Here is a 25677-nt window from a genome sequence, read left to right as displayed (position 1 = left end):
CGCATTAACGCAATAGTGTTACTGTACCTTTATAATCGTAATCAACCCCATTGAAGCCTGTGATTTTTACCACATAAAAATACACATCTTGTTGAACGGGGAACTCTTTGAAGTTACCATCCCAACCTTCGGTAATATCGGTAGATGCATACACTGCCTCTCCCCAACGGTTAAAGACAGTTATTGAGAATGCCGAAACACCGTCAGCAGATATCCAGAAGCGTTCGTTTTCAATACGTCCGGCTTTATCAGGGGCAAATGCATTAGGTATAAACACAACAATATCCGGTAGTATTACCAATTCACGGCCTGTTTGGCTTTCGCAACCGTGGTTACTCACTACTTTCAAGCTTACCCAGTATTTACCTGAGTCTGTAGGATATTCAAACGTTGGGTTTTTCTGGTCAGAGAATGAACTGTCAGGGTCACCAAAACTCCACAAATAGCTTGTGATATTATCCGGAGCATCAATGGTAGTGCGGTCGGTAAACGTAATAATGTTTTGCACTATAGTAGTAACCCAATTGTTTGCATCCATATCAGCAACGGGCACAGGGTAAATAATGGCTTGCGCAGGAGTTGCATTTTGAGAGCAATTACGTTCAGAAGTAACTTTTAGGTTAATGGTATAAGTTCCGTTGGTTTGGAACGTATGAGAAGGTAATGTGTTAGTTGAAGTATTGTCAAGGCTTGAAGGGTCACCAAAATCCCATTCGTATTTAGCATTGTTGGGTAAATCGGTTTGGGCTTCAAAGCTTACAGTATGTGGTTCACACCCGTTTGCATCGGTAACAATAATGTTAGCAGTAGGGGTGGGGTAGAAACAAACATTGATTGTATGAGAAGCAGCAGGACAAGCTCCATTGGGCAAGGTTGAAGCTGTAACATCAATACACTTATCGCTCATGGCCGGTTGGTATATGCTAACTGTATCGGTTGCAGGGCTAAATGAACCTGCACCTGTTGAAGACCAACCCATTGCTGCGCTGTTTTTATAGCTGGCTTTTACTGTAATAGGTTTTCCTTCGCATGCTGCGTTAGGAGGGGTTACAACAATTGTAGGAGCCGCATCAACGTTTATTGAGCCTGTGATAAAGTTCTTACATCCTTCGCTTGAAGTATAATCATACCTTAAGCTGTATTGACCTGCCGGTTGGCTGGCAATAAAATCACCATTGGGGTTAATGCCGGTACCTTTCCAAACACCACCGGTTGGGTTGGCATAGGTCATTAAGTTAACGATTCCTGCATTTGAGCAAATACCGGGTATTGCTGAAAGGCCGACACTTGGCACAGGTTTAACTCTCAGAATTAAGTAATCTGTAGCGGGGCAATTGTTACCGGGTATATCGTAAGTATAAGTCAATCGGTGAGTATCGGCTAATACCAAAGTAGGATTAAACCAATCGGTATTAACAATACCACCCGATGCACTTTGCCAAATTCCACCCGCTGGTGAAGCAAAGGCTTCATTCAAGCTGAAAATTGTATCGTTACCGCATTTAGGAGCAAGCGCACCTGCATCAACTACAGGAACAACCCGTGAGCTGATATTACCGCAGTTGGTATTTACACAACCAAATATGTTGGTTAGCTCAAGGCACATTACATAAGTTTGGTTTTGTGGTACAGTTAATAGATTAAATAAGGCATTTTGGCCGTTATTTTCAATACCAGCACTGCCGCCTGAAGTCGCTGTTGACCATTTCCAAGTACCGGGAGTGGTAGTGGTAGGAGGCAGGGTAATGCTCTTTAAGTCAACCTTGCCTTTATCGCCGCACAATGAGGTGTCTTTCAATACAACATCAGGCAGACGTATTACTCTAAACGTAGTTGATTTATTGGCCTTGCAGTTGTTTTGATCGGTAACAGCATAGTTTACCGTAAGCACTTTAAATGCCTGAGTATTATCTACAACAATTGAATCAGGATAGAAATAAGTACCTCCGCCAATCCAATCAGGGTCTTCAGCGCAAGTCCAGATACCATTGGTAATAGTTGGGAATGCCAATCCTTCGGCCAAGCTAAAGGGGGATGCTTTTTCGCAGCGGTCTTTAATTGGAGTAAATGTAATGACGGGGAGTTGGTTAATTGTTATTGCAACAGTGTCTTCATTTTCACAACTCACCCCACCATGTATTCGTACAGCATTCAACCTGTACGTTTCAGGCGTTGTCATAATTTCTTGGATTGTGCCACTGCTTGAAAACGGAGTGGTACTGGGTAATTTATACCATTTGTATATATCAGCACCGGATGCTGTTAGCCTTAACGTATCGTTGTAGCAAATGCCTTTATCAGGGCCTGCCGTAACAGGAACGGTATTGACAAAAAGTTTGTAGCTGGCGGTATCAGTACAGCCGATAGAGTCTCTTACTATAGCTATATAGGTGTTGCTATCCTTCACGGTAATTTTGCGTGAAGTATCGTTTGTATTCCAACGGTATTTGTAATTGGCAGGGAAAGTATCGTTTCCGGCATCCAATTCAACAAAGGCATTGTAGCAAATGCGTGAGCCGGTATCCAAATGGATTAAAGGCTTCATGCGGTACAATATCTTCATCGAGTCGCCACTGGTACATCCTTGTCCGTCAGATACACTTACACGTATCACTGTATCTTTAGTGGGCACAAGGGATATTGATGTAACGGTATCTCCGGTGTTCCATAAGTATTTATAAGGAGCCGAACCCAAAGTAGTTTTTGATTGGATGGGTAATGAACCTCCTTCGCAAATAAATGTGTCTTTAGGCAGTTCTACTTGCACATAAGGGTCAATATAAATGGTATCTGCAAACGCATTTACGCAGGGTGTAGTTGTTTTCAAACTTATGGTGGCAATGTTCATACCCGGCTTCATCTGTATGGTGTCCTTCATTTTGCTACTGGTGTAGTAAGTAGCACCTGTAGAATCTTTAAACCTCCATTCTGAAATCAAGCCGCCGGCATAGTTTTTTGCAGGTGTTGCTTCCATTGCAACCCTTCCGCAAGTGAGTTTCACAAAGTTTCGTGTAGCTTTTGGTGATTCACGTACGGTGATAGAAAACGCCCTTACAGCCACCCCGTTTAGCGGGCAGGCATTGTCTCTGGCGGTAATTGTAAATGTATAAGGCACGTTACTTACATCCGCTTCGGCAGGAGTCCAACACACCTTGCCCGAAGCAAAAGCAACGGTATTGTTATTATGAGTAAATGTAGCACGCGGTATACCCCTGTTCCATGAAATTACAACCGTATCACGGTTCACATCCGCATCGGTAGTAACAATGTCTAAACATATTTGCTGCCCTACACAGGCTTTGGCCGAAAAGGGTGGTTTGATAACAGGTATGTTGTTGTTGGGGCAGTTCACTACAATTACCTGCATATCCCGTCGCGTTCGCCCTATTTCTACCATAGTACCGTTAATACGCCGCCATTCCGTTACTTCAATTACAATAACCCCCGTTTCGTTCACTTTGGTAGGCCTAAAGCTAAGGTCACCCGTAATAGAGTCAAGCCTGAAACCTGCGGGTGAGGTTAAGCTTGCATTGGGGAAACCTAAGAACGACATCGGTTTTGTAGGAGTAAAGCTACCTGAATAGCTTACAGTAGTTGAAGGGCCTTGGTACGCAGGTGCTAATGCGTATGAAAGAGAATCACCGTTATCTAGTGTATCAATAGCACCGTTGTTAAACACAAAATCCTGACCTACGCATATAATTGCTACAGGGTAGCTGGTATAAGCAGGTGAGTTGTTACAAATACCGTTACAGGCATCAATAGTGGCATCGGTATAAAAGCCTTGGTTGGCAGCTCCTGTACTGATGGTGGTTGAGCGTACGTAAATAGTGGTTGAGATTTTGAACTTACAGCAGCCTTGCGCAATGAACGTTGATAAATCTACAACTCCCTTGTATAAGTGTTCTTCGATACCGTAAGGGAAACTACCGTTTTGGCAGGCACTTTTAGCTGAACCGCACAATTGGGTAATATCTGTAATTGAAATACGGGTAATGTTAACCGTACCTAACGATTGGCCGTTGCAGCTTCCGTTGGCTCCTGTGATGTTAAGCACAGGATGGGGGCAGTTTTGTCCGGTACCGCCGCCACCGCCGCCCGAAACATTACAACCATTACAATCACGGTAAAACTTAAAAGTGATTTCAAACTTACCGTTACCCAAGCATTTATATAAGATATCAGACCCCACCACGTGGTCGGCAAATGCTGAAAAGCAAAATACCAAACTGATACCTAGCGAAAAGATTAGCTTTTTTGTGTTTACGAAGCGCATAACTTAATCAAAGATACATTTTTATGACGTAAAGTTGCTTGGATGTAACGGGATTAAGAATTTAAAATGAACAATGTGTGAAGTATTAATTTTGCAGCAGGATGAGCACTAAGAAACCTGCTAAAAGCTGGAAGCTGAAAATGGAGAAACCCTCCGTGCCTGAAATTGTTGAACTTCCACCAAATATGCCTGCCGGATGGGGGCAAGGTACCATGGTAATTGTAACTCCTAAAATTATAGATACATTGGTAAACAGTGTACCCAGGGGAAAGCTTATCACTATTGGTGCAATGCGAAAAAAGTTTGCACATGATTATGATACTGCAACCACCTGCCCTTTAACAACGGGTATTTTTTTACGGATTGTGGCTGAAGCAGCCGAAGAGAACAGGCAAGAAGGAAAAACAAACGTAACCCCTTATTGGAGGGTAGTAAGAGATACGGGTGAAATGATTGATAAATTTCCGGGTGGGATTGAAGCCCAAGCAGAAAAACTAAAGGAAGAAGACTTTGAAATACTAATTACAGGGCGTAAAGGAAATAAGCTGGTGGTAGCTGATTTGGAAGAGCATTTACAACCCTTATGAAAGTGTTGTGTAAATGCCTTTAATGTTTACAAACTCAGTGATACCGTACACTGAAAGTTCACGGCCATACCCTGAGTTGTTTATTCCGCCAAAAGGAAGCTCAGGCACACTGCGTACCATTTCGTTTATATACACCATACCACTGTTGATTCCTTCGGCAAAATGACGCGCTCTTTCAGCGCTTTGTGTCCATACCGAAGCTCCTAAGCCGTACACTGTATAGTTAGCCAATTGCAGTGCTTCCTCATCCGTATCTACCACAAAGATGGGGGCTACAGGGCCAAACACTTCTTGGGTAAATGCAGGAGAAGTCAGCGGTACATGACTGATTACTGTAGGTTCAAGCACCGCAGGACCGATGCGTTTACCGCCAGTTAACAATTTAGCCCCTGCTTTCAACGTAATTTGTAGTTGTTCTTCAACCTTATCGGCCAAGTCAGGGCGTGCCAGTGTGCCCATCGTAATACCTTCTTCAAACGGGTTACCTTGTTTTAGCCCCTTTACTTTTTCTACCAGTAAATGCGTAAAACTATCGGCAATCTCCCGTTTCACAATAAAACGTTTAGCCGATATGCAACTTTGCCCGCTGTTTTGAAAACGTGAGCGTAGTGCCGCTTTTAAGGTTTTTTCTAAATCAGCATCTTCAAGCACCACAAAAGCATCGCTACCGCCTAATTCCATCACACTTTTTTTAAGATACTTGCCAGCCAGCATAGCAACAGAAGACCCTGCTTTTTCGCTGCCTGTTAAGGTTACCGCTTTTATTTTACTGTGGGCAATAATATGTTCAATGTCGTCTAATCCTGCAAACAGGTTTTGCAGCACCCCGTGCGGAAATCCGGCTTCTTCAAACAAACGTTGGATGTGCAACGAGCATTCAGGCACATTAGGAGCGTGTTTGAAAATGGCGGTATTGCCAGCCATTAATGTGGGTATGGCAAAACGAAGCACTTGCCAGAAAGGAAAGTTCCAAGGGAAAATCCCGAAAATTACCCCTAGGGGTTGGTATATAATCTCGGCTTGAAGGTCGCTACCTTTCAATAGCTGTCCTTTTAAAAGTGGTTCGGCATTATCTGCATAGTACAGGCAGGCGGCAATGGTTTTGTCTAATTCAGCACTGCTTTCACGCAACGGTTTGCCCATCTCAAAAGTAAGTGTTGCGGCTAATTCACTCTTCTGAGTTTCCATAAGAGTTGCCAATTTTTTGAAATGTTCACCCCTGCGGGCAAACGACATGGTTCTCCAATGGGTAAAGGCTGTTTGGGCAGCATCAATTGTGGTATCAATTTGTTGGCGGCTGGCAAAAGGGTAGCTTGATTTTATTTCACCAGTGTAGGGGTTTTTAGACACAAATTCCATCGCTCGGTTCGTTAATGATTAAAATGGGCAAATTTTTCAGTTTCAATTGCTCAAACTTATTGCCAAATTTGAACCACAAAATTAACTGCTATGAAACGATTAGGTATAGTAAGCCTGTTATTATTTTTTACTTTAATAGCCAATGCCCAAAAGGGACTGCCCAAATTTCAGGCAGGTGTTCGTTTTGGCTATAACTACGCCAACTTTGCCGATTTAAAAAATTCTGATTTACTAACTATTGATAAAAACCGCTTTGTGATGGCGGGTGCGTTTGCTCAAGTGAGAGTATTGAAAAAGTTTGGATTGCGTGCAGAATTGCTATACAATCCGCAAGGCGCATTGGTTAATTACTACGATAGCAACAATGTGAAGGTGGAAGCGATACGAAAGTTGAACTATACTGATATTACCTTATCAGCAGTGTACAATTTCAAAGTGCTGAAACTGTTAGGCTTTTATGCTTTTGCGGGATATAACTACGGTAGCTTAAGCTCAGTGAAAGATGCCATACAGCAACCTTATACAAATACTAAAACCGTTACCGACAGGTTTGAGAAAAACTCTTCCGGTATCATTGGCGGTCTTGGATTGCGTATGCACATCTCCAACATTAATATTCTACCCGAAGTACGTTACTTGTATGGATTGAGTGATGTGGAGAAAAGTAGCGGAATAGCTAAAAACAGAGTGTTTACTGCTTCAGTCGGTATTTCTGTTTCGTTGTAACAAATCCCACCGTGAGTATAAATTTAGAAAACCATTATCCCAAGCGGGTAATGGTTTTTTCAATTATATCGCAGGCTTCGTGCAGCTGTTCTTCGTTAATAGTTAGGGGAGGGGCAAAACGGATAATATCCCCGTGGGTTTGTTTGGCAAGCAGCCCGTTTTCTTTTAGCGCAATGCACACATCCCAAGCTGTTTTGCCATCGCCGAAAGGTTTTATCACAATTGCGTTCAGCAAGCCTTTACCGCGTACAGCAGTAATTAAATCTGACTGAATTGATGCCATACGCTCACGGAAAATTTTTCCCATGGCTTCTGCGTTCTCGGCCAGTTTCTCGTCTTTAACCACATCAAGCGCAGCCATAGCAACTTTGCAGGCTAATGGATTACCGCCAAACGTACTGCCGTGCTCACCGGGTTTAATGGTTAAAATTATTTCGTGGCTGCTCAATACCGCAGATACAGGTAATACACCTCCCGAAAGTGCCTTCCCTAAAATCAAAATATCGGGTTTAACTTCCTCATGGTCGCAAGCCAATAATTTGCCTGTACGGGCAATACCAGTTTGTACTTCATCGGCAATCATCAATACATTGTATCGGTTGCACAATTCGCGCACAGCTTTTAAGTATCCTTCATCAGGTATCACAACGCCTGCCTCACCTTGTATCGGCTCAAACATAAAGCCCGCAACATTCGGGTCTTGAAAAGCCTTTTCCAGTGCTTCGGTATTATTGTAGGGCACAATCTCGTAGCCCGGTACAAAAGGCCCGAAGTTAGCAGTGCTGGATGGGTCGGTACTGCTTGAGATGGCGGCAATGGTTCGTCCCCAAAAGTTACCTTCTACAAAAACTATTTTGGCTTGGTTGGCGGGTATGCCTTTTATGGTATAGCCCCAACGGCGGCATAGTTTTATAGCGGTCTCTCCACCTTCTACGCCTGTGTTCATGGGCAACACGCGTTCATAGCCAAAATATTCAGTAATGTATTTTTCGTATTCGCCCAACACATTGTTGTGAAAGGCGCGCGAGGTAAGGGTAAGTTGCTGTGCTTGGCTAACCAATGCTTTGATAATACGCGGATGGCAATGACCTTGGTTAACAGCACTGTAGGCCGAAAGAAAATCATAGTATTTTTTGCCTTCAACATCCCAAACAAAAACGCCTTCACCTTTTTCAAGCACAACCGGCAAAGGGTGGTAGTTGTGGGCACCGAAGTTTTCTTCTAAATCAATATAATACTGGGTGTTTTCTTTTGTCTCAACCATAGTACAAAGGTATTGTTTATATCACTGACGGCAAAATGACTCTATATGTGGTATAAAACACAAAACCCGCATTGCTGCGGGCTTTATGAAAAGAAAAATTAAAAAGAAACTCGTGCAGGCTGCTTAGTTGTAGGTTTGTTCAGCCACCAACTCGCCTTTATCGTTCCATTGCTTCCAAGTACCTACTTTTTTATCCATGCTGTAGTGCATTTCAAAAAGCAGTTGGCCTGCATTGTTGTATATTTTCCATTCGCCATCTTTTTTGTCATCCTTAAAATTGGCTTGGCTGACTTTCTTTCCGGCTTCGTTAAATTTAACCCATTCGCCTTGGCGTTGGCCATCGACATACTTACCCACTTCCATCATTTTTCCTGATTGGTAATAGAAGTAGGCTTTCCCTTGGATTTTACCCTCCACTATATACAGTTCGCTTTCAACAAGGCCCCCTTCATAGTACGTGTAATACATCCCATTGTAAAGATTACCATTTTGGTCATAAAAGATTTTTACATTGGTTTCTGTGGGATTAGCATTTAGTGCTGCACTTGAGAAAACCAATGCAAACAACATAATTACTGCGTTAAACATTGATTTTTTCATTGCTTTATTTTATTAAAGTGTTTGATGAATATTATAAAGCAAAGATAGAATAATGTTTAACAATTACATAACATTAGAGTAAAAATTATTTAATATGCAGAAAAGCCGCTGTAAACAGCAAGATGATAGTATTTATAGGTGTTAACCTAGTTTTAGCTTTCGTTTTTGTAGTTTTACTACTGTTAACTCAGGGTTGGATTGTATAGTTTTGAATACGTTTTTAGCTTCATTATATGCCACGTATGAAAACTTAAGCGTATAGGTTCCGCTTTTTAATTGGTTCACCTCAAAATTGCCGTCAAAATCAGTATAAACTTTTTTGTCTAGTCCTTCAACAAACACTTCTACACCTGCCAAGGGGTCTCCCTTTTCGTCTGTAACTTGTCCTTTAATGCTGTATTTAGCTTCAGGGTCAGTATTTCCGGCAATAGCTATTGTATTTGTTATCAGCAGCAAAACTGCAAACACTATGTTTTTCATTCGGCAGCAAAAGTATTTCGGAAATGTTAATCAGATATTTCTCAAATGTTAATCGAACATTAAGGAATTGTTCTTAACATTGAAATTGGGACAGGCAATAAAAAAGCGGCAATGCTAGAGCACAGTCGCTTTAACTACTATTCAAGGGATTATCTCAATCGTTTTTTAACACCATTACACGGGTTACAGGTTGTGGGTCGCGTACGCCATTTGCTATTAATGCTTTCCGCAGGTTATTAAGTGTAGTAAAATGCACATCCCAATAATGTTCGGGTGCGGCATAGGGGCGTATTGTAAGTTGCAAAGAAGTGTCTCCGTAGCCAACAATAAACACATCCGCAGCCGGATTTTTTAACACGTTAGGGTCGTTGTTTAATTCTCTAAGGATAATTGAACGCACTTTTTCAAAGTCTTCTGTAAAATCAATGCTTAGTTTCATTTCAACCAACAGGTTGCCATGCTTGCTGTGGTTGATGATGGTGCCGTTTGAGATGGCCCCGTTTGGAAAAATTACGGTGCGGTTATCAGGGGTAAGGATAATGGTATTGAATATCTGGATTTCTTTTACCTCGCCAAATTCTCCGCTCAGTGTAACCAAATCCCCTACTTTAAACGGACGGAAAATTAGTATCAAAACACCCCCTGCAAAGTTTGAAAGCGACCCCTGCAATGCCAAACCCACCGCTAAACCAGCCGCACCAAAAATGGCAACTAATGAGGTGGTGGGGAAGCCCACTATTCCCGCGGCTGTTATTATCAGCACTATTTTGAGACCAATGCCTATAAAGCTGCGTAAAAAAGTTTCGAGGGATATTTCATAATCGCGGCGTTCAAAAAAGCGGTGCAGTATTTTATCAACTACGCGCACCAGCCAAAAGCCAATGGTAATCAGGGCTAAAGCTCCTAAAAGATTGGGTAGGAATTGAATGGCCGAGTCGGCCCATTGCCTCAAGTATTCTTCAACGGATTTAAGTTCTGCTTTCATGTATTTATGAAGGCAAGATTATAATAGAACTGTGATTTTACAATTACTACTGCATGATTTTTTATTGGGACAAACAAAAAGCGCACTGAAAAAATTTTCGGTGCGCTCCATTAATAAGATTATGTAGTTTTTAGCGGATAAACTTATGCGTTTCGTACAACAGTATATTCTTTCGGTTGTAGCGTTTGGTAACCGTATTTTGTCCTTTATCGTCATACACGTATTCAAGTCGGTAATTATGTGGCGTGTATTTGCTTGAGGTGAACGTGTGGGTTATTTCAAGTCCCTTATCATTATAGGTGTGAGTTTCTTTATAGGCCTCTTCACCTTTAGGGTTGATTGATTTCCATTCAATCAGTTTACCCTGTTTGTTAATGATAGAAATGCTGCGCCACATTTTACCGTTTGGGTACACAATTTCATTGGTAATAATTTTATTGCTGTCAGCGTCGTACGTGCTTTTAGTGCATGATGCCGCCGTATCGCTGTTTTTATTGTTTGATATAACACCAACGGCCAAGCAATCGTATTTAACTACTGAAATCAGTTTACCCTTTTTGCCATAGTGCCTAACCTCTTTTTTGTTGCCGTCTGTATAGTAATCGGTTTCTATTGAAGAGAAGACTTTACCTTTCTTATTGGTATGTACTGTTTTAGTGGGTTGTCCCGCATCATTATAAGTAATAGATTCTGACCACGATACAGCGCTTTCCTTTTTATTATAAAAGGTGCGCTTCTCAACAAGGTTGTTTGCATTTACAATGTACTCCCAACCGCTGATGTAGTTCCCTTTTTTGTCAAACTTTTTAAAAGCTGTTTGTATACCCGAACTATTATAGGTGTAGTAACAGGTGTATTTTGGGCGACCCTTATAATCATAAAAGGATTTTACAACAAGGTCGCCTTTATTGTCGTACGTTTCTTCGGTAGCAACCACATTACGGGTAATGTTTCCTTTTTTATCAAATTGTTTGTAGTAGGTGGTAACGTTGCGAATGTTATTTTTAATGATACTATCCCTTATTTGGCTGCGCTTTTCAATGTACATTTTTACTGCTTGGGCATCGCCGGGGGTAAACCAATAATATTCGCTTTGCGAATACGTGGCGGTTGCAAAAAGCAACACAAAAACAAAAAGAATAATTTTTTTACGGTTCATAGGTAGTGTAGGTATTAACGGTGCTTAATTTTCTTTTATTGCAATTATGCGCAATACGGTTCTTCGGTTTTGTTGATGCTCGGCTTCTGTACATTTCCGTTCATAGTCAGAAAGCTCACAATTACATTTTTTGATGAATAGATTATCCTCGCCGATGCCTACTGCTTTAATACGCGAGGTATCAACTTGCTTATCGATTAAATAGGCCATCATTATATCTGCACGACGTTGAGTAAAGTCTCGGTTATAGGCACTATCTGCTCTGCAATCACTATGTGATTCTAATCTGAAAATCAGGTTAGGATAGTTTTTTATGACAGTAATCACATGTTCGTCTAAATTTTTAGCGACATCAGGGTTAATATTTGGTGAACAGCCCCATAAAATAGGAATTGTTAGGTAATCACCTACTTTGGGATTATTGAATGGGTTATAGAGCGAGTCACTCGTACGCTGTGATTGGGCGGTGCTGCTAAGACAAAAGAATACTATTGGTATGAAAAATAAACTCCATTTTTTCATCTACCCTATAATCGCATTAGGGTATGAAAGATACAGGGAAGTTTTATTTTTTATGAACGGATAGTTGAGAGGCTTACTTTTTGGGTTTGTCCTTTGTGTCCTTCTTTTTCTTCTCTTTTTGTTTAGGAGCAGGTTTTTCAGGCTGCTTCTCAGGAACATATACGGGGATAACATCCGTTTTGCTATTGGGACGTATGTTTGCCAGCCACCTAAAACCTTTTAGTCTATCCTCACCCGCAGGTATTTTGTCCATCGGGTGCAAATCTCCTACCGGCGAAAGATGGTAAAATACCTTGCCCACCTTGTTACTGTCTATTTCAATACGCAAACTGCCGCAAATCACTTTTTGCATTCCAATGTATTTGCCGGTATCCTCTTCTACATAATATACATTCTCTACATCTTGGTTCACGGTTACTTGTTTCAATCTCCTGTCTGCAAAATAAGCTTCCGCATTACGTCCCTTTATTTGGTTGTACTTCACGCTGTCGCGTTCCATCACAATAAAGGTATTTTTCATCATGCGCATCATTTGCAGCTGGCCGTCTTTCATATAAACGCGCAAAGTATCGGCGGTGATTTGGTTTTTATCGTTCCAAAGCACAGGGTTACCCTCCATATTTATTACCGAGTCTTTAAAAGAGTATTGCAACGAGTCGCACAATCCCTGCATATCCTTTTTATAAAACTTGGTTTTGTGGTAGGTATATAAGGTACGGTTGCGCAAAATGGTATCGTAAGTAGTAAGTAACGTATCCGCCGTAACAAATAACGTATCCTTTTCAACCTGCATACTTGCATACGGAGCTTTGGTAACCCACGCTTTGTTGGTATTGCGGTTGTATGTGCCCCGCTGCCCGTGTATTTCTATCTTATTAGTGGTATCCACCAGCAAAATATTTCCAAAGGCTTCGTCTATACCTGTTTTGCCTGTGTACACCATACTATCGGCAAACAGTTTCTTGTCTTCAGTAAAAATATAGGAGTTCTTTTTAATCTGCGAATAGTTGATTTTGGTATTGTACCAGCCTTGTTCGCAATACACCAGTGTTGAATCTTTGGTATTTATTATTCGTGTCGGGCCAAAAAAGTACGCATATTGGTTAGAGGTATTATACTGTAGCGTGTCGCAATACATTACGTACTCAGGGTTTATTAATACCACGCTGTCCTTAAACTCAAACGTTTTGCTTTTGGTGTCATAGCTGCCTATGCGGCTATCCATTGTATTTTCCTTACTCACAATGTGGCCGTGTGTGTTATAGTAGCCTATCCCCACATTGGCATCATAATTAATAGCATCGGTAGTAAGGGTGGTTTGCCCGTCGTTTAGCGTAACCACTTTACCTTTTAGCAGAGCCGTGCGGGTGTTTCCTTGGTAGTAAAGCGTATCACCAAACAAACTCACCGAGTCTCCCTGATAAATTTTCACATTACTGTACGCCGTAAACGTATTGTTTTCCTCGTTTTGGTAGGCACTATCGCAATACATGGTTACGTCTTCGTGCTTAAAGCCCACACCGCCAATCAATCGGCGCACTTTGCCAAATTGGGGTTCTTTGTATTCAAGGTATTCAGCCCCTAATAATTCAATTTTGGTTTGGGCACTCAGCGCAATCGTTATAAAAACAAAAACTACTGTTATCGATGTTTTAAAAAGGGCTTTTATCATAGGGCTTAATGCCGTTGCTTTGGCAAAAGTAATTTTTAACGACCTTTGTTCACAAATTATGCCAATTAGTTTACAGGCTTTCGGGGCTTTTATGCAAAATCAGGTTAAAGTATTGCCTGCACAAAAAATACTGTTGGCTTTTAGCGGGGGAGTTGACAGCGTGGTATTGGCAACATTATTAAAGGAGAACGGCTGTGATATTGCCCTTGCGCACTGTAATTTTAGTTTGCGTGCTGAGGAGAGTGACGGCGATGAGGATTTTGCCCGAACCTTTGCCCAAAAACTTCAAGTGCCTTTTTTTTCTATCCGGTTTGATACCCTTAACTATGCTAAACAGCATAAAGTGTCTACACAGGTAGCGGCAAGGCAACTACGCTACAATTGGTTTCATGAGGTGATGAGTAATGAAGGTTATGATTTACTGGCTACCGCTCACCACCAAACCGACCAAGTAGAGACGATACTATTTAATATAAACAGAGGTTCGGGGTTAGCCGGCTTGCAAGGTATGAAACCGCGGGAAGGTAATTTAATCCGCCCGTTGCTATTGGCTACCAGAGCCGAGATTGAAGAGTTTGCCAAAGCCAAAAAACTTAAATGGCGGGAAGACAGCAGCAACAGTCTTAATAAATACAGCCGCAATAAACTTAGGAATGTGGTTTTGCCCGTACTAAAAGGCTTAAACCCCAATTATGAGGAGAGTTTTTACAACCTATCAACCTTGGTAGGCCAATACCGCCAACTGATAGATGAAGTAATTACTGCTAACACAGCTGCCATAACCCACAGAGAAGGGGAGGGGTTGATGATAAACAAAGCGGGCTTGCTGGCGTTACCGCAACCGCAGGTGTATTTATATGAACTATTGAAACCCTACGGATTTAGCAACGATGTAGTAGCGCAAATGGCGCAAAGCCTTTCAGGGCATAGTGGAACAATTTTTTACGGGGAGAACGGCGAGGCGTTGATAGACCGCGAGGCAATTATTGTGAGGCCGCTTGAACAACGTGAAAAAGAAACCACACAATTTGTTATTGAAGCAACAGCCACGAGTTTTTCGTTTGCCGGTAAAACATATTCCATACAACGGTTGGATGCAAAAGGCTATGAGATTTCAACAGACTCAGCCATTGCTCAACTGGATGCAGAGAAATTACAATTCCCTTTATCAGTAAGAGGCTGGAAAAAAGGGGATTACTTTTACCCGCTGGGAATGCGGAAAAAGAAAAAAGTGAGCGATGTATTTATCAATTTAAAAGTACCCGTATTTAGCAAAGGCGAATTCCCGTTACTTTTTTCGGGAGAACATTTGGTTTGCATTGCAGGATTGCGTGTTGACGACCGTTTTAAAGTTACTCCCCAAACCAAAGAGGTGTTGGTAATAACGCCTGTTCAGTAAATAGGTACGACAGTCTTAAAATAATTCTTAAAATTTTATCAAACCGGTCTAACCTTTTCAGCGCATAGTTGTTGAAAGGATATAGTCAGGCATTCGGGCTATGTATGTTCGCCCTCCGTTAATGCGGGTAATTATGCACTTGATACAGCAAATCGGAGTGTTGATGCAAATGCAATAACATACCACCCTGATAAGCCTTAAACTTTGCGGTACAATTACGGTTATAGATAAAAATCATCCCTTAATCTCATGGAACAAAAAATAATAGATGCTTACATAGCCTACTTGCTCGAAAACGGCGAGCAACCCAAAAGTGTTTTTACGTTTGCAAAAAGCCTCGATATGGAAGAGAGCGAATTTTATAAATATTTCGGCTCGTTTGCCGCCATAGAAAAACACATTATGGGACATTTATTTGCTGCCACTAAAGAAAAATTAGAGGCCGACGAAGTATTTAAAAATTACGGTGCCCGAGAAAAGATGTTGGCATTATTTTTCAGTTGGGTAGAAAATGCCCGCAGTTACCGTAGTTACCTACTGCACTTGCACCAACGTAACAAAATACATACTCCCGTTCCCCGCTATTTGGATGCGATAAAAGACGATTTCAAAGCCTTTACACAGGTTATCATAGGTGAAGGTATTAACAACAATGAAGTGGCCGACCGAAAATACCTTTCAGATAAATATGCCGACGGTTTGTGGCTACAATTCGCATTTATCCATCAGTTTTGGCTAAAAGACGACAGTAAAGATTTTGAGAAAACCGATGCCGTTATTGAAAAATCGTTGCACTTGGCGTTTGAATTGTTGGGCAAAGGAGTATTAGACGCCGCGTTGGATTTTGGGAAATTCATGTTTCAAAACAGGTCGATGTAGGAAGTTTCGATGCAGGTTTGTTTTTAATATTTCCACTCACAATTTCTAATCATCAGCCCTAAAATGAAGTATCAAGATAAAATAGCCACATCAAAAGTTGACCGTAACTTAAAATTTGTAGGCACAGGAGCGAAAATCGGGGGTAATTACATCAAACACTATGTGAAAAAAGCGTTTGACCCTGATTTGGATAAAGAAGAATTACACAAAGAAAACGCCGAGGATATTTACAACAGCTTAAGCCAGTTAAAAGGCAGCGCCCTAAAAGTGGCGCAAATGCTAAGCATGGATAAAGCCGTATTGCCAAAAGCTTACAGCGATAAATTTACGATGGCACAATACAGTGCCCCGCCGCTTAGTGGCCCGTTAGTAGTAAAAACATTTACCAAATCGTTGGGGAGAACACCTCAGGAACTGTTTGACAGTTTTGAGATGAATGCCACCAACGCGGCAAGCATAGGGCAGGTACATACTGCCTACAAAGACGGGAAGAAACTGGCGGTTAAAATACAATACCCCGGTGTGGCCGATAGTATTAAAAGCGATTTGAAAATTGTGAAGCCCATCGCTTTGCGGATGTTTAATCTTACCGAAAAAGAATTGGCTAAATACCTGATAGAAGTTGAGGGCAAACTATTAGAAGAAACCGATTATTTGTTAGAACTTAAACGTTCACAGGAAACTGCTGAACAATGCGCCCACATTGAGGGGATTAAGTTTCCGAAGTATTACCCGGAATACTCTGCCGACCGTATTATTACGATGGATTGGATGGACGGCAAACACTTAAACGAGTTTTTGGCTACCAATCCTTCGCAAGAAGTGCGTAACAAAATAGGTCAGGCGTTGTGGAGTTTTTATGAATTTCAAAACCATACGTTACGTTCAATTCACGCCGACCCACATCCCGGTAACTTTTTGTTTAACGACGATGGTTCAGTGGGAGTGATTGATTTTGGCTGTATAAAAGTGATACCCGAAACGTTTTACTACGATTATTTCGGGATGATTATACCCGAAGTTACAGCAGACGATAAAGTGCTTGAAGATATTATGCGCCGAATGGAGATCATTTATGACAACGATAGCGATCAACGCAAACGGTTGTATAAAGATACGTTCAGGAATTTGATACAATTATTGGCGCAACCCCACCTTCAAGATAGTTTTGATTTTGGCGACGATGACTACATTAACCGCATTTATGCAATGGCCGAAGAGTTGAGCAATAATAAAGAAATACGTGCCGGCGGCGATGGCAGAGGTTCACAACACGGGCTGTATGTAAACCGCACCATGTTTGGGTTGTACAGTATGCTTAACCAGCTAAAAGCAAATATTAATACCCGTATGGGCGATTGGAAAGATAAAGTTGTTGAGCACCATTTGGAGCTAGCAGTTTAAATTGCCTTGATGGGATAAAAGTATTTATACTAAATTAAAAAACAATGCGCCGAAGGGTTTAAAATCCTTCGGTGCATTTTATTTTAAAAGGAATGAATTTTACATTCAGAAAGCTATCGAGAAAAATTACCCTCTAAGTGCCAAAACATTTTTGGCTTGCAAAAAGTGACGAATCTCGTGCTTACTCAAAATAGCCATTGTATCGGCTAATGAATAAGTAATAAACCTTGAAACAGGAGATTGTATTTTTTGTGTAGCGTCCGTTTCCATGGTTTTATGCAAAAATCCTTGCAATACTTGTTGGCTTCTTTCAAACCGGGTAATCAACGTAGGAATTTCAACCACCGGTTGGGGATTAAAAATTTTCGGGGCTTTAGATTTGTGTGATTTCATACGGTCAGGGTCAACCGCCTTATAAAGTAATTTGCCCCAAAAAGTAGGTCGGTATGGCTGCTTATTCTTCTCTTTCCCTTCCAGCACGGCAAGTTTATTTTCCAAAGCCTCAAAATAGCGGGTATTACTCACCATAATGTGCTCAATACATTGTGCCGCACTCCATTTATCAGGGGCGGGCTTCCACAGCAGCTCCTTGTGGTTGTGAAGAAGGTGCCTTATGTCTTCATCGGCACGCAAAAAATCTTCCTTTGCCCTTTCCAAAACATCGTGTACCGTCATATGGTGTAAAGTTAGCAGATATTCTTTTTTGTTCGTCTAAATCATCAAACATATTGCATTAAAACCCGTGCAAATAGTTAAACTCGCGCAACAAATTTTTTGTACACAACAATGACAAGGTATTTTTATTTGGCAATTTGTTTAGTAGTGGCATCGGTTGCAAGCGCCCAACACGGTTATTGGCAACAACGTGCAGAATATGTAATAGATGTTGATTTTGATGCGGCCAAGCACCAATACAAAGGCAAACAAAAGCTAACCTACTTTAATAACTCGCCCGATACCTTGTATAAAGTGTTTTATCATTTGTATTTCAATGCCTTTCAGCCGGGTAGTGAGATGGATGTGCGCAACCGTACCATACAAGACCCGCAAAAAAATATCGGCGATAGGATTAGTAAGCTTCGACCCGAAGAACAAGGATTTCAAAAAATCAACAGCCTAAAGCAAAACGGAACGGATGTGAAATTCACAACACAAGGTACAATACTTGAAGTTGAGCTGGATAAACCCATTTTGCCCGGAAAGAAGGCAACATTCGAAATGGACTTTGATGCACAAGTACCGGTGCAGATACGCCGCAGCGGACGTAACAATGCCGAAGGGATTGATTACAGCATGGCGCAATGGTACCCAAAAATGTGCGAATACGATGTGCAAGGTTGGCACGCCAACGAATACATTGGCCGTGAGTTTTATGGTATCTGGGGTGATTTTGAAGTAAACATTACTATTGATTCGAATTTTATTATTGGCGGAACAGGCTATTTGCAGAATGCAAACGAAATAGGGCATGGCTACGAAGCAGAAGGAGCGAAGGTTAAACGTGCCGACGGTAAAAAACTGACTTGGAAGTTTAAAGCCCCCAACGTACATGATTTTGTGTGGGCTGCCGACCCTGATTATGTGGTAAAAAGCCGCAAATGCCAAAACGGCGTAGTGTTTTATTTTGTGTATGAAGACAACGATACTTTGCACCAAACGTGGAGCAAGTTGGGCGAGTACATGGAGAAATCGATGAATTGGATGAACAGCCATTACGGAGAGTACCCTTACAAGCAGTACAGCTTTGTGCAAGGCGGCGATGGAGGTATGGAATACCCGATGGCGACACTGATTACAGGAAAACGCGGGTTTTCGAGCCTTGTTGGAGTTTCTGTCCATGAAATGAACCACAGTTGGTTTCAAGGCGTACTTGCGTTTGATGAAAGCCACTACGGTTGGATGGACGAAGGGTTTACCACTTACACCTCGGATGAGGTGATGAACCACTTAGGGTATGATGACGGCGAACCTTTATTTTTTGCTGGCTATAAAGGCTATTGGGCGATGACTGAGTCAGAATTAGACGAGCCACTAACCACTCACGCTGATTTCTTTAACTCTAACGGCGGATACGGTTCATCGGCGTATAACAAAGGCGGGGTGTTTTTGCACCAGTTGCGTTATATAGTGGGGGAAGCCAACTACCAAAACGGGATGCTGCGCTTTTATAACGAGTGGAAGTTTAAACACCCTGATGCAACTGCCCTAAAACGGGTAATGGAAAAAGTAAGCGGCCTTGAACTGGATTGGTATTTTGAGCAATGGGTGAATACTACCAATACGATTGACTACGCAGTAAAATCGTTTTATACCACAAAAAACAAAACCAATATTACGCTTGAGCGCAAGGGTAAAATGATGATGCCTTTAGAAGTATTGGTTCGTTTTGCTGACGGCAGCAGCCAATGGTATTACATTCCGCTAACGTTGATGCGCGGTACAAAAACTGATTTTGGCAAAGTAAAGGTTAATACCTTAGCCGATTGGCAGTGGGTAAACCCGTTTTACACCATTGAAATTGACGGTAAAAAAGAAGTAGCTCAAATTATTATCGACCCCGGTTATTATTTAGCAGATACTGAACGCGAAAACAACGCAATGATATTACCCGACGATGCCGAGATAATGATTGAAGGGAAATAAACTTACCTCATAATTGTAAGGTTGCCTCTATACTCGGGTTTTGTAGGGAGTTTATCAAAAGTGTAGTCAATCAGAACTCCATAAACACCTTCGGGTACTGCCTGTCCTTTGTAAGTTCCGTCCCATGTGGCAGTGGGGTTATTGGTTTCAAACATTACCTCGCCCCAGCGGTTAAAAATCCACAAACGGTATTTAATCAAACCGCAATATTCACTCACATAAAAAACATCATTCAAACCGTCACCATCAGGCGTAAAAGCATTGGGTACAAACAAATCACAAATGCACTCGTTCACTATAATAGTTATATCGTCGTTGTACACGAAACCGCAGGTATCCCGCACTTGCAAAGCATAATTGCCGGGTTGTTTGGCAATAAACTTTGGCTCCGTGCTACCTGTACTCCAATTGTAGTGGGTATAAAAACCTTTCGGGCTTAAATCAAAACCATCTGCAAAATGGTGGTTACAGATGTCAGTATCGTTGGGAAACTTGAGCGGCGTTGTATAGAACGCCATTACGTTTATGGTGTCCTTTATTACATTTTTGCACCCATAAGTAGTTACCATTACAGAATAGGTGGCTATGGTATCGGCAACAATCGTGCGGGTAGTGTCGCCCGTGCTCCATAAATATTTAGCCTTATAAAAATAACCTGCATCAAGCATAAGGTTGCTGCCGCAAAGCAAAGAATCGTTGCCTAAATCAATACTTAGTACAGAATCTTGCACAAACTCTACATTAATAGTGTCGGCCTTTTTATAACAAGCATTTTCAGCTTTTAGCCAATACATTCCTGTTTTATTAATAGTAAGGGTAGAAAATGTATCGCCTGTATTCCATAAATAGTTTACCTGCGGAGCCGAGGTTGTACCAAGGGTGTAACTAGTGCCACAAATTACAGTATCGTTACCCAATTGTATAGGTGCAATACTGTCTTTAATAAGGGTAACATTAATGGTATCGGTTATCAAACCGCAGGGGGTATTTACCTTTACCCAATATTTTCCGCTTTGAGTAATGGTAACACTTTTTGCTGATGATTCATTGAACCACTTATAGGTAACTCCATTAGGAGGTGGGGGTAACTCAAGCGTGTGTTGTTTATTACAAACAATAGTGTCTTTACCCAAATCAATAGTCACCCCTGCGTTTTTCTGAGTTACTTTAATAGTATCGTAGCCTACCTCGCAGCCTGCGGTTATTTTTAACCAATAAGTACCGGAGGTAGCTACAGAGATAGAAGTTGTGGTAGCTCCTGTATTCCATAAGTATGTTCCCTGCAAAAGGCTTGATGGTTTTATAGTTATTGAGTTGGAATTACAAACAGATGTATCGGGTCCCAAATCAACAGATAGGCCAAAAGGATTAGGGTTTTCAATAAAATTGGGTAACCCTAATCTTACAAAAGTCAGCATACCGGTCATGACAATTCCACCTTCAACATAGCCGCATCCTACCCCTTTTTGGTTAGGATTTCCAATCACATCCAGTTTTTTACTGCTCATTACGGCCACATATATCTTTCCGTCAGCAGCAAGTTGCATGGCTCCCAATGTTCGGGGTGTACCCGGAGTTGTAGAAATTCTTGTTTTTGAAGCAACAATTTCTGCATCGGTGGGTAGCGAAACATCAAATTGGTAAATACCACCGCCGGTTAGCGATGCTGCATAAAACAACTTACTGTCAGGTGAAAATGAACAGCCATAGTAATATGGACCGTTTGTTGAACTGTCTAGCAACAAGTGGTTAGATAATTTTCCGGTTGCATTATCAAAGTCAAAAATCTCAACAGCTCGGGCATCTACTATACAAGCGGCAATTTTTTTTCCGTCGGGTGATGATTTTAAATAACCGATAAAGCCCATTCCGCTGTTTTCATACACGTGACCCTGATTGCTTATCACCGGAGTAGGGTCAAGTCCGGTTGAGGTTAAATGATAGCTGTGGAATGCATCGCTTCCTATGGGGTGTATAATAATCCAAAAACCGCCCGCATTATCTTTTACACAAGTAATCTTTTCTGAAGATCTTCCGTTAAACAAAACGGTGTTTTTTTCAACCACTTTGCCCAAACCGCCGTTGTGTTGCATTTCTACTACCGAGTAATGAGAAGCATTAACGGGGCTTTCAAGACAATCGGCAGTAAAAATATAGTACTTATCTGTAGTACACGGTGCCTTAACCACCACCGACGATTGCGTGGCAGAAGAATTGCCCTTTAGTCCGGTACCGCTATCCATCACCGTATGGTTTTTATTCCAAACAGAAATGCCATCGGTATAAAACAGCAAATTGCCTTGTCCATCAGAAACCGAAGAACAACCCTCGTTGGTGTTTATTTTTCCGTTGCTTAAAGGGGTAGGAGGGGTAGTTGAAAAATCAAGCCCGCAGCCCACACCAAAATACCAGATATTATTTTCTTTTTGGGCCTGCGTCAGCATGGGTAAAATCATTAACCCAAGTAAAAGTAAAAATATACAAGCCTTACGTTTCATCGTTTCTATAAACCTTGATTACATATTCTACCAAATTGTTGCATGTGGTATAAAATCAAGATGGATTATGACAATTGCACAGCAACAAAATTGTAAGCCTAATTAAAATAAAACCCAAAAAAACATTGACCTTTGCAGTAACCAATCCCTACTTCCATGACGTTAGCTTTTAACGAACTTCCGTACCCTACGGTAGTTATCATTGGGGGCGGTTTTGCAGGCCTAAGGCTGGCAAAGCAGCTAAACAAATCAAAATACAAGGTATTTCTTCTTGATAAACACAATTATCACACGTTTCAGCCACTGCTGTATCAAGTAGCTACGGGTGGTTTGGGTAGTGATGCCATTGCTTATCCGTACCGGAAAATGATAGGCCCCATGCCCAATGTTGCTTTCCGAATGGCCGAGGTGCAGCAGGTGGATGCAAAAAACAATACGGTTATTACCAACGTAGGTAACTTTTTATACGATTACTTGGTAATTGCAACCGGTGCTACTACCAACTTTTTCGGCAACCAAAGTATAGAGCATTGGAGCATGCCGTTAAAGAGTATTCCTGAGTCATTAGATATTCGCAGTGATTTATTGCAGGAGTTTGAAAAAGCCATGGCGGCACCTACTATTGCCGACAAGCAACGAATATTAAACTTTGTAATTGTTGGGGCAGGCCCCACAGGGGTAGAGTTGGCGGGGGCGATGGCCGAAATTAAGACCAACGTGCTTCCGTACGACTATACCGAGCTTGACCCTAACCTAATGTCGATACACTTGATTGAAGCAGGACCGAGGGTGCTGGCAGCAATGAGTCAGAACGCATCCGATGCGGCCTCAAAGTTTTTGAGAAACATGGGTGTGCACGTACTTGTTAATACCGCTGTACAGGAATACGACGGGCAAGTGTTGAAGTTAAGTAACGGCACTACAATGAATACCGAAACCGTAATATGGTCGGCAGGGGTGAAAGGGAAATTGATTGATGGGTTGGATGTCGGGTCTATTGAGCGGGGTAGGTATAAAGTAGATATATATAATAAGGTAAGTGGGTACGATAATGTATTTGCAATTGGTGATGTAGCTGCAATGGCTACCGAAGATTATCCCAAAGGACATCCAATGGTGGCACCTGTTGCCATGCAGCAAGCAGCCAACTTGGCTGTCAACTTAAATGGTCTTAGCAAAAACAAACCGTTTAAGCCCTTCAAGTACTACGATAAAGGTAGTATGGCTACTATTGGCCGTAACAAAGCCGTGGTTGATTTACCTTTTATAAAGTTTAAAGGGTGGTTTGCTTGGTACGTGTGGATGCTGGTGCACCTGCTGATGTTAGTGGGCTACCGCAACCGCTTTGTAGTGTTACTAAACTGGGTATGGAGCTACTTTAGCTACCAACGGGCAATACGTCTTATAATTCGTCCGTATAAAAAGGATGCTCCCACGGGAGATTAATAGTATATAGTATAGTTATAGTTATTGTTATAAGGTACTTTTAACGGTTAACTGTAAGTGCTAAAGCTGCTTTAGCAATCCCGGCCGAGTTTTGAGCTTCCATACAGTCAAAGTGTCCCTTGGGGCATTTATCAAATCCTATTTTAGAACAAGGACGGCATTTTAATCCCATCACCTCAAACATCTCGGCCTTTAAAGCAGCCGTTGACCCATCTTTATAAAAAGGATACATACCCAATTGCGGTACAGTATTTCCCCATATAGATAATATAGGTACATCCAAAGCAGCAGCAATGTGCATCATACCCGTATCGTGGCTAATCAATCCCTTTGCGTTTTTGGCCACCCATGCCGATTGGTGTAAGCTTAGTTCGTCACACAAATTAATAGCAGGGCAGGAGGGAGCCTGTTTTAATATAGTATCACCGTTTTCCCGGTCTTCTTTACCGCCCAGCAACACCACCGGATAGTTCAGCGCTTGCAAAACCTCCGCAATCTTATGGTTGGGCATCTTCTTAGTAGTATGCTGCCCGCCAATAGCATACGCTACATAACCCTTGGCAAACACATCCGGCCATTGCGTCAAGTCCACTTTAGTATCAGCGGGGATAAAATAATCCATACCCATTCCGTCATACTTCACCCCCAGCTTCCTCATCGTTGCCATATAGCGGTCCACAATATGAACCTTTGGCATGCAATCCACCTTAGTGTTCACAAGTAACCACTTCTTAAGGTTCAGTTTTGCAAACGAAGCAGAAGGGCGACGCAGCAACGTCTTCACCCGTAGGGTACGCAAATTGTTATGTAAATCAATAACCTGGTCATAGCCCTCTGCCTGCAATACCTTAATAGTATCACCAAGGCTATCCTCCAAACCAATTACCTTATCTATATATATATTAGTAGTAAGCAGCGGGGCAAACTGCTTTTTGGTAAGAAAATGCACCACAGCCCCCGGTACCTGCTGTTTAAGGCAGCGTACCACCGGCGTAGTAAGCACAATATCGCCAATAGAACTGAAACGGATAATAAGTACCTTCAAAATCGGGCGTAAAGATAATCAGAATACAAGTTCTTTGGCAGCAATAGCCTCATCAGCCTCAATCCACAACGCCGTTAGCGGGTCATTATTAATACGGCCAAAGATGATTAAGCGTTCTTTACCGTTGTCTTCCTTCACCGTTTGAAAGCCCACCACCTTAAACTTCTTGCCCGAGTATTCACAGCCCAACCTGCGGCTGTCAAAGTCACCCTCATTAAAAAAGTAATAGTAAAACCCCGCCCCCGAAACACTGTCATAAGGTATTCCACGGTCAATCCAGCGGGTTTTGGTTACAATGTCAATCCCCATAAAACCATACTGCGCATGGCTGCAAGCCCCTAAAGTAATGGAGTCTCCTACCTTCAAATCCACAAAACCACTGTCTCGTTGGCCGTTTACAAAGCCAACAACACCTATATATAATAGCAGCGTACAAACAATTCTCATCATCATAACTAAGCAAAACTATCAATAATTATGCTAAAACCATTGATGCACCTTAGTTCTTTAACGTTGCACTGATAAAATATACCGCTGAGAAACAGGTAGTAAGCATACTTGTTAATCAAAACTTAACAATAGTGCTTGCAATCTTCAAAATATTCATACCTTTGCACCCCGTTCTGATAGAGAGTAGATGCTGTGACGAGAAAAAAGGTGAAAATAATACTTGACAAAGAAATGAAAAGTATTACCTTTGCAGCCCTTCAAATTTTGAAGGGGGAAGTTCTCT

At 41.7% G+C, this 25677-nt stretch carries 20 protein-coding genes; 7 read left to right on the top strand and 13 right to left on the bottom strand.

Annotated elements, in window-relative coordinates:
- Window positions 1-4 precede the first annotated feature (4 nt).
- Window positions 5-4276 carry a PKD domain-containing protein gene (locus F9K23_17960; protein ID KAB2913112.1) on the bottom strand — a complete coding sequence of 1424 codons (4272 nt, stop codon included), beginning with the start codon at window positions 4274-4276 and terminating at the stop codon, window positions 5-7.
- Between the two features lie 101 nt (window positions 4277-4377).
- Here F9K23_17960 and F9K23_17955 point away from each other — a divergent pair, with 101 nt between their 5' ends.
- A complete protein-coding gene (locus tag F9K23_17955; protein KAB2913111.1) occupies window positions 4378-4863 on the top strand; it encodes a hypothetical protein in 486 nt (161 codons plus the stop codon).
- Here F9K23_17955 and F9K23_17950 read toward each other — a convergent pair.
- Entirely contained in the window at window positions 4858-6222 is a 1365-nt protein-coding gene (locus tag F9K23_17950; protein KAB2913110.1) for an NAD-dependent succinate-semialdehyde dehydrogenase, read from the bottom strand. The genes F9K23_17955 and F9K23_17950 overlap by 6 nt on opposite strands.
- 90 nt (window positions 6223-6312) lie before the next feature.
- Here F9K23_17950 and F9K23_17945 point away from each other — a divergent pair, with 90 nt between their 5' ends.
- A complete protein-coding gene (locus F9K23_17945) occupies window positions 6313-6948 on the top strand; it encodes a PorT family protein (GenBank protein KAB2913109.1) in 636 nt (211 codons plus the stop codon).
- Between the two features lie 34 nt (window positions 6949-6982).
- Here the strand turns inward: F9K23_17945 and rocD are convergent, their stop codons facing one another.
- The 7 genes from rocD to F9K23_17910 form a co-directional block, all read right to left on the bottom strand.
- On the bottom strand, window positions 6983-8212 hold the full coding sequence (gene rocD, locus F9K23_17940; protein KAB2913108.1) for an ornithine--oxo-acid transaminase: 1230 nt from the start codon (window positions 8210-8212) through the stop codon (window positions 6983-6985).
- A 123-nt stretch (window positions 8213-8335) separates the two neighbouring features.
- The gene (locus F9K23_17935; GenBank protein ID KAB2913107.1) at window positions 8336-8812 is read right to left on the bottom strand and encodes a toxin-antitoxin system YwqK family antitoxin; all 477 of its coding nucleotides are present in this window, start codon (window positions 8810-8812) and stop codon (window positions 8336-8338) included.
- A gap of 141 nt (window positions 8813-8953) precedes the next feature.
- Entirely contained in the window at window positions 8954-9292 is a 339-nt protein-coding gene (locus tag F9K23_17930) for a carboxypeptidase-like regulatory domain-containing protein (protein ID KAB2913106.1), read from the bottom strand.
- Between the two features lie 154 nt (window positions 9293-9446).
- Window positions 9447-10277, bottom strand: coding sequence for a mechanosensitive ion channel (locus F9K23_17925; protein KAB2913105.1), 831 nt, complete (start codon window positions 10275-10277; stop codon window positions 9447-9449).
- Between the two features lie 130 nt (window positions 10278-10407).
- On the bottom strand, window positions 10408-11436 hold the full coding sequence (locus tag F9K23_17920) for a hypothetical protein (protein ID KAB2913104.1): 1029 nt from the start codon (window positions 11434-11436) through the stop codon (window positions 10408-10410).
- A 24-nt stretch (window positions 11437-11460) separates the two neighbouring features.
- Entirely contained in the window at window positions 11461-11958 is a 498-nt protein-coding gene (locus tag F9K23_17915; GenBank protein KAB2913103.1) for an OmpA family protein, read from the bottom strand.
- Between the two features lie 73 nt (window positions 11959-12031).
- Window positions 12032-13630, bottom strand: coding sequence for a hypothetical protein (locus tag F9K23_17910; GenBank protein ID KAB2913102.1), 1599 nt, complete (start codon window positions 13628-13630; stop codon window positions 12032-12034).
- On the opposite strand from F9K23_17910, the gene tilS reads away from it, so the two are divergent.
- The 3 genes from tilS (at window position 13449) to F9K23_17895 (ending at window position 17312) form a co-directional block, all read left to right on the top strand.
- Entirely contained in the window at window positions 13449-15029 is a 1581-nt protein-coding gene (gene tilS, locus F9K23_17905) for a tRNA lysidine(34) synthetase TilS (GenBank protein KAB2913101.1), read from the top strand. The genes F9K23_17910 and tilS overlap by 182 nt on opposite strands.
- A gap of 249 nt (window positions 15030-15278) precedes the next feature.
- Window positions 15279-15908, top strand: a complete 630-nt coding sequence (locus tag F9K23_17900) for a TetR/AcrR family transcriptional regulator (protein KAB2913100.1) — start codon at window positions 15279-15281, stop codon at window positions 15906-15908.
- 63 nt (window positions 15909-15971) lie between these two features.
- On the top strand, window positions 15972-17312 hold the full coding sequence (locus F9K23_17895; protein ID KAB2913099.1) for an AarF/ABC1/UbiB kinase family protein: 1341 nt from the start codon (window positions 15972-15974) through the stop codon (window positions 17310-17312).
- Window positions 17313-17438: 126 nt separating this feature from the next.
- On the opposite strand, the gene F9K23_17890 is transcribed toward F9K23_17895, so the two are convergent.
- Complete coding sequence (locus F9K23_17890) at window positions 17439-17987, bottom strand: DinB family protein (GenBank protein ID KAB2913098.1); 549 nt, start codon at window positions 17985-17987, stop codon at window positions 17439-17441.
- 111 nt (window positions 17988-18098) lie between these two features.
- Between F9K23_17890 and F9K23_17885 the strand changes: the two genes are divergently transcribed.
- On the top strand, window positions 18099-19955 hold the full coding sequence (locus F9K23_17885; GenBank protein ID KAB2913097.1) for a M1 family metallopeptidase: 1857 nt from the start codon (window positions 18099-18101) through the stop codon (window positions 19953-19955).
- Between the two features lie 2 nt (window positions 19956-19957).
- Here the strand turns inward: F9K23_17885 and F9K23_17880 are convergent, their stop codons facing one another.
- Window positions 19958-22453: a gliding motility-associated C-terminal domain-containing protein gene (locus F9K23_17880; GenBank protein KAB2913096.1), complete on the bottom strand. Its 2496-nt coding sequence runs from the start codon at window positions 22451-22453 to the stop codon at window positions 19958-19960.
- 156 nt (window positions 22454-22609) lie between these two features.
- Here F9K23_17880 and F9K23_17875 point away from each other — a divergent pair, with 156 nt between their 5' ends.
- A complete protein-coding gene (locus tag F9K23_17875; GenBank protein ID KAB2913095.1) occupies window positions 22610-23899 on the top strand; it encodes an NAD(P)/FAD-dependent oxidoreductase in 1290 nt (429 codons plus the stop codon).
- A gap of 40 nt (window positions 23900-23939) precedes the next feature.
- Here the strand turns inward: F9K23_17875 and F9K23_17870 are convergent, their stop codons facing one another.
- A complete protein-coding gene (locus F9K23_17870) occupies window positions 23940-24944 on the bottom strand; it encodes a glycosyltransferase family 9 protein (protein ID KAB2913094.1) in 1005 nt (334 codons plus the stop codon).
- An 18-nt stretch (window positions 24945-24962) separates the two neighbouring features.
- On the bottom strand, window positions 24963-25397 hold the full coding sequence (locus tag F9K23_17865) for a hypothetical protein (protein ID KAB2913093.1): 435 nt from the start codon (window positions 25395-25397) through the stop codon (window positions 24963-24965).
- Between the last annotated feature and the right edge of the window lie 280 nt (window positions 25398-25677).

This window comes from Bacteroidota bacterium, from assembly GCA_008933805.1.
GTDB lineage: Bacteria > Bacteroidota > Bacteroidia > UBA8524 > UBA8524 > SB11.
This window is presented reverse-complemented; position numbering and strand designations above follow the sequence as displayed.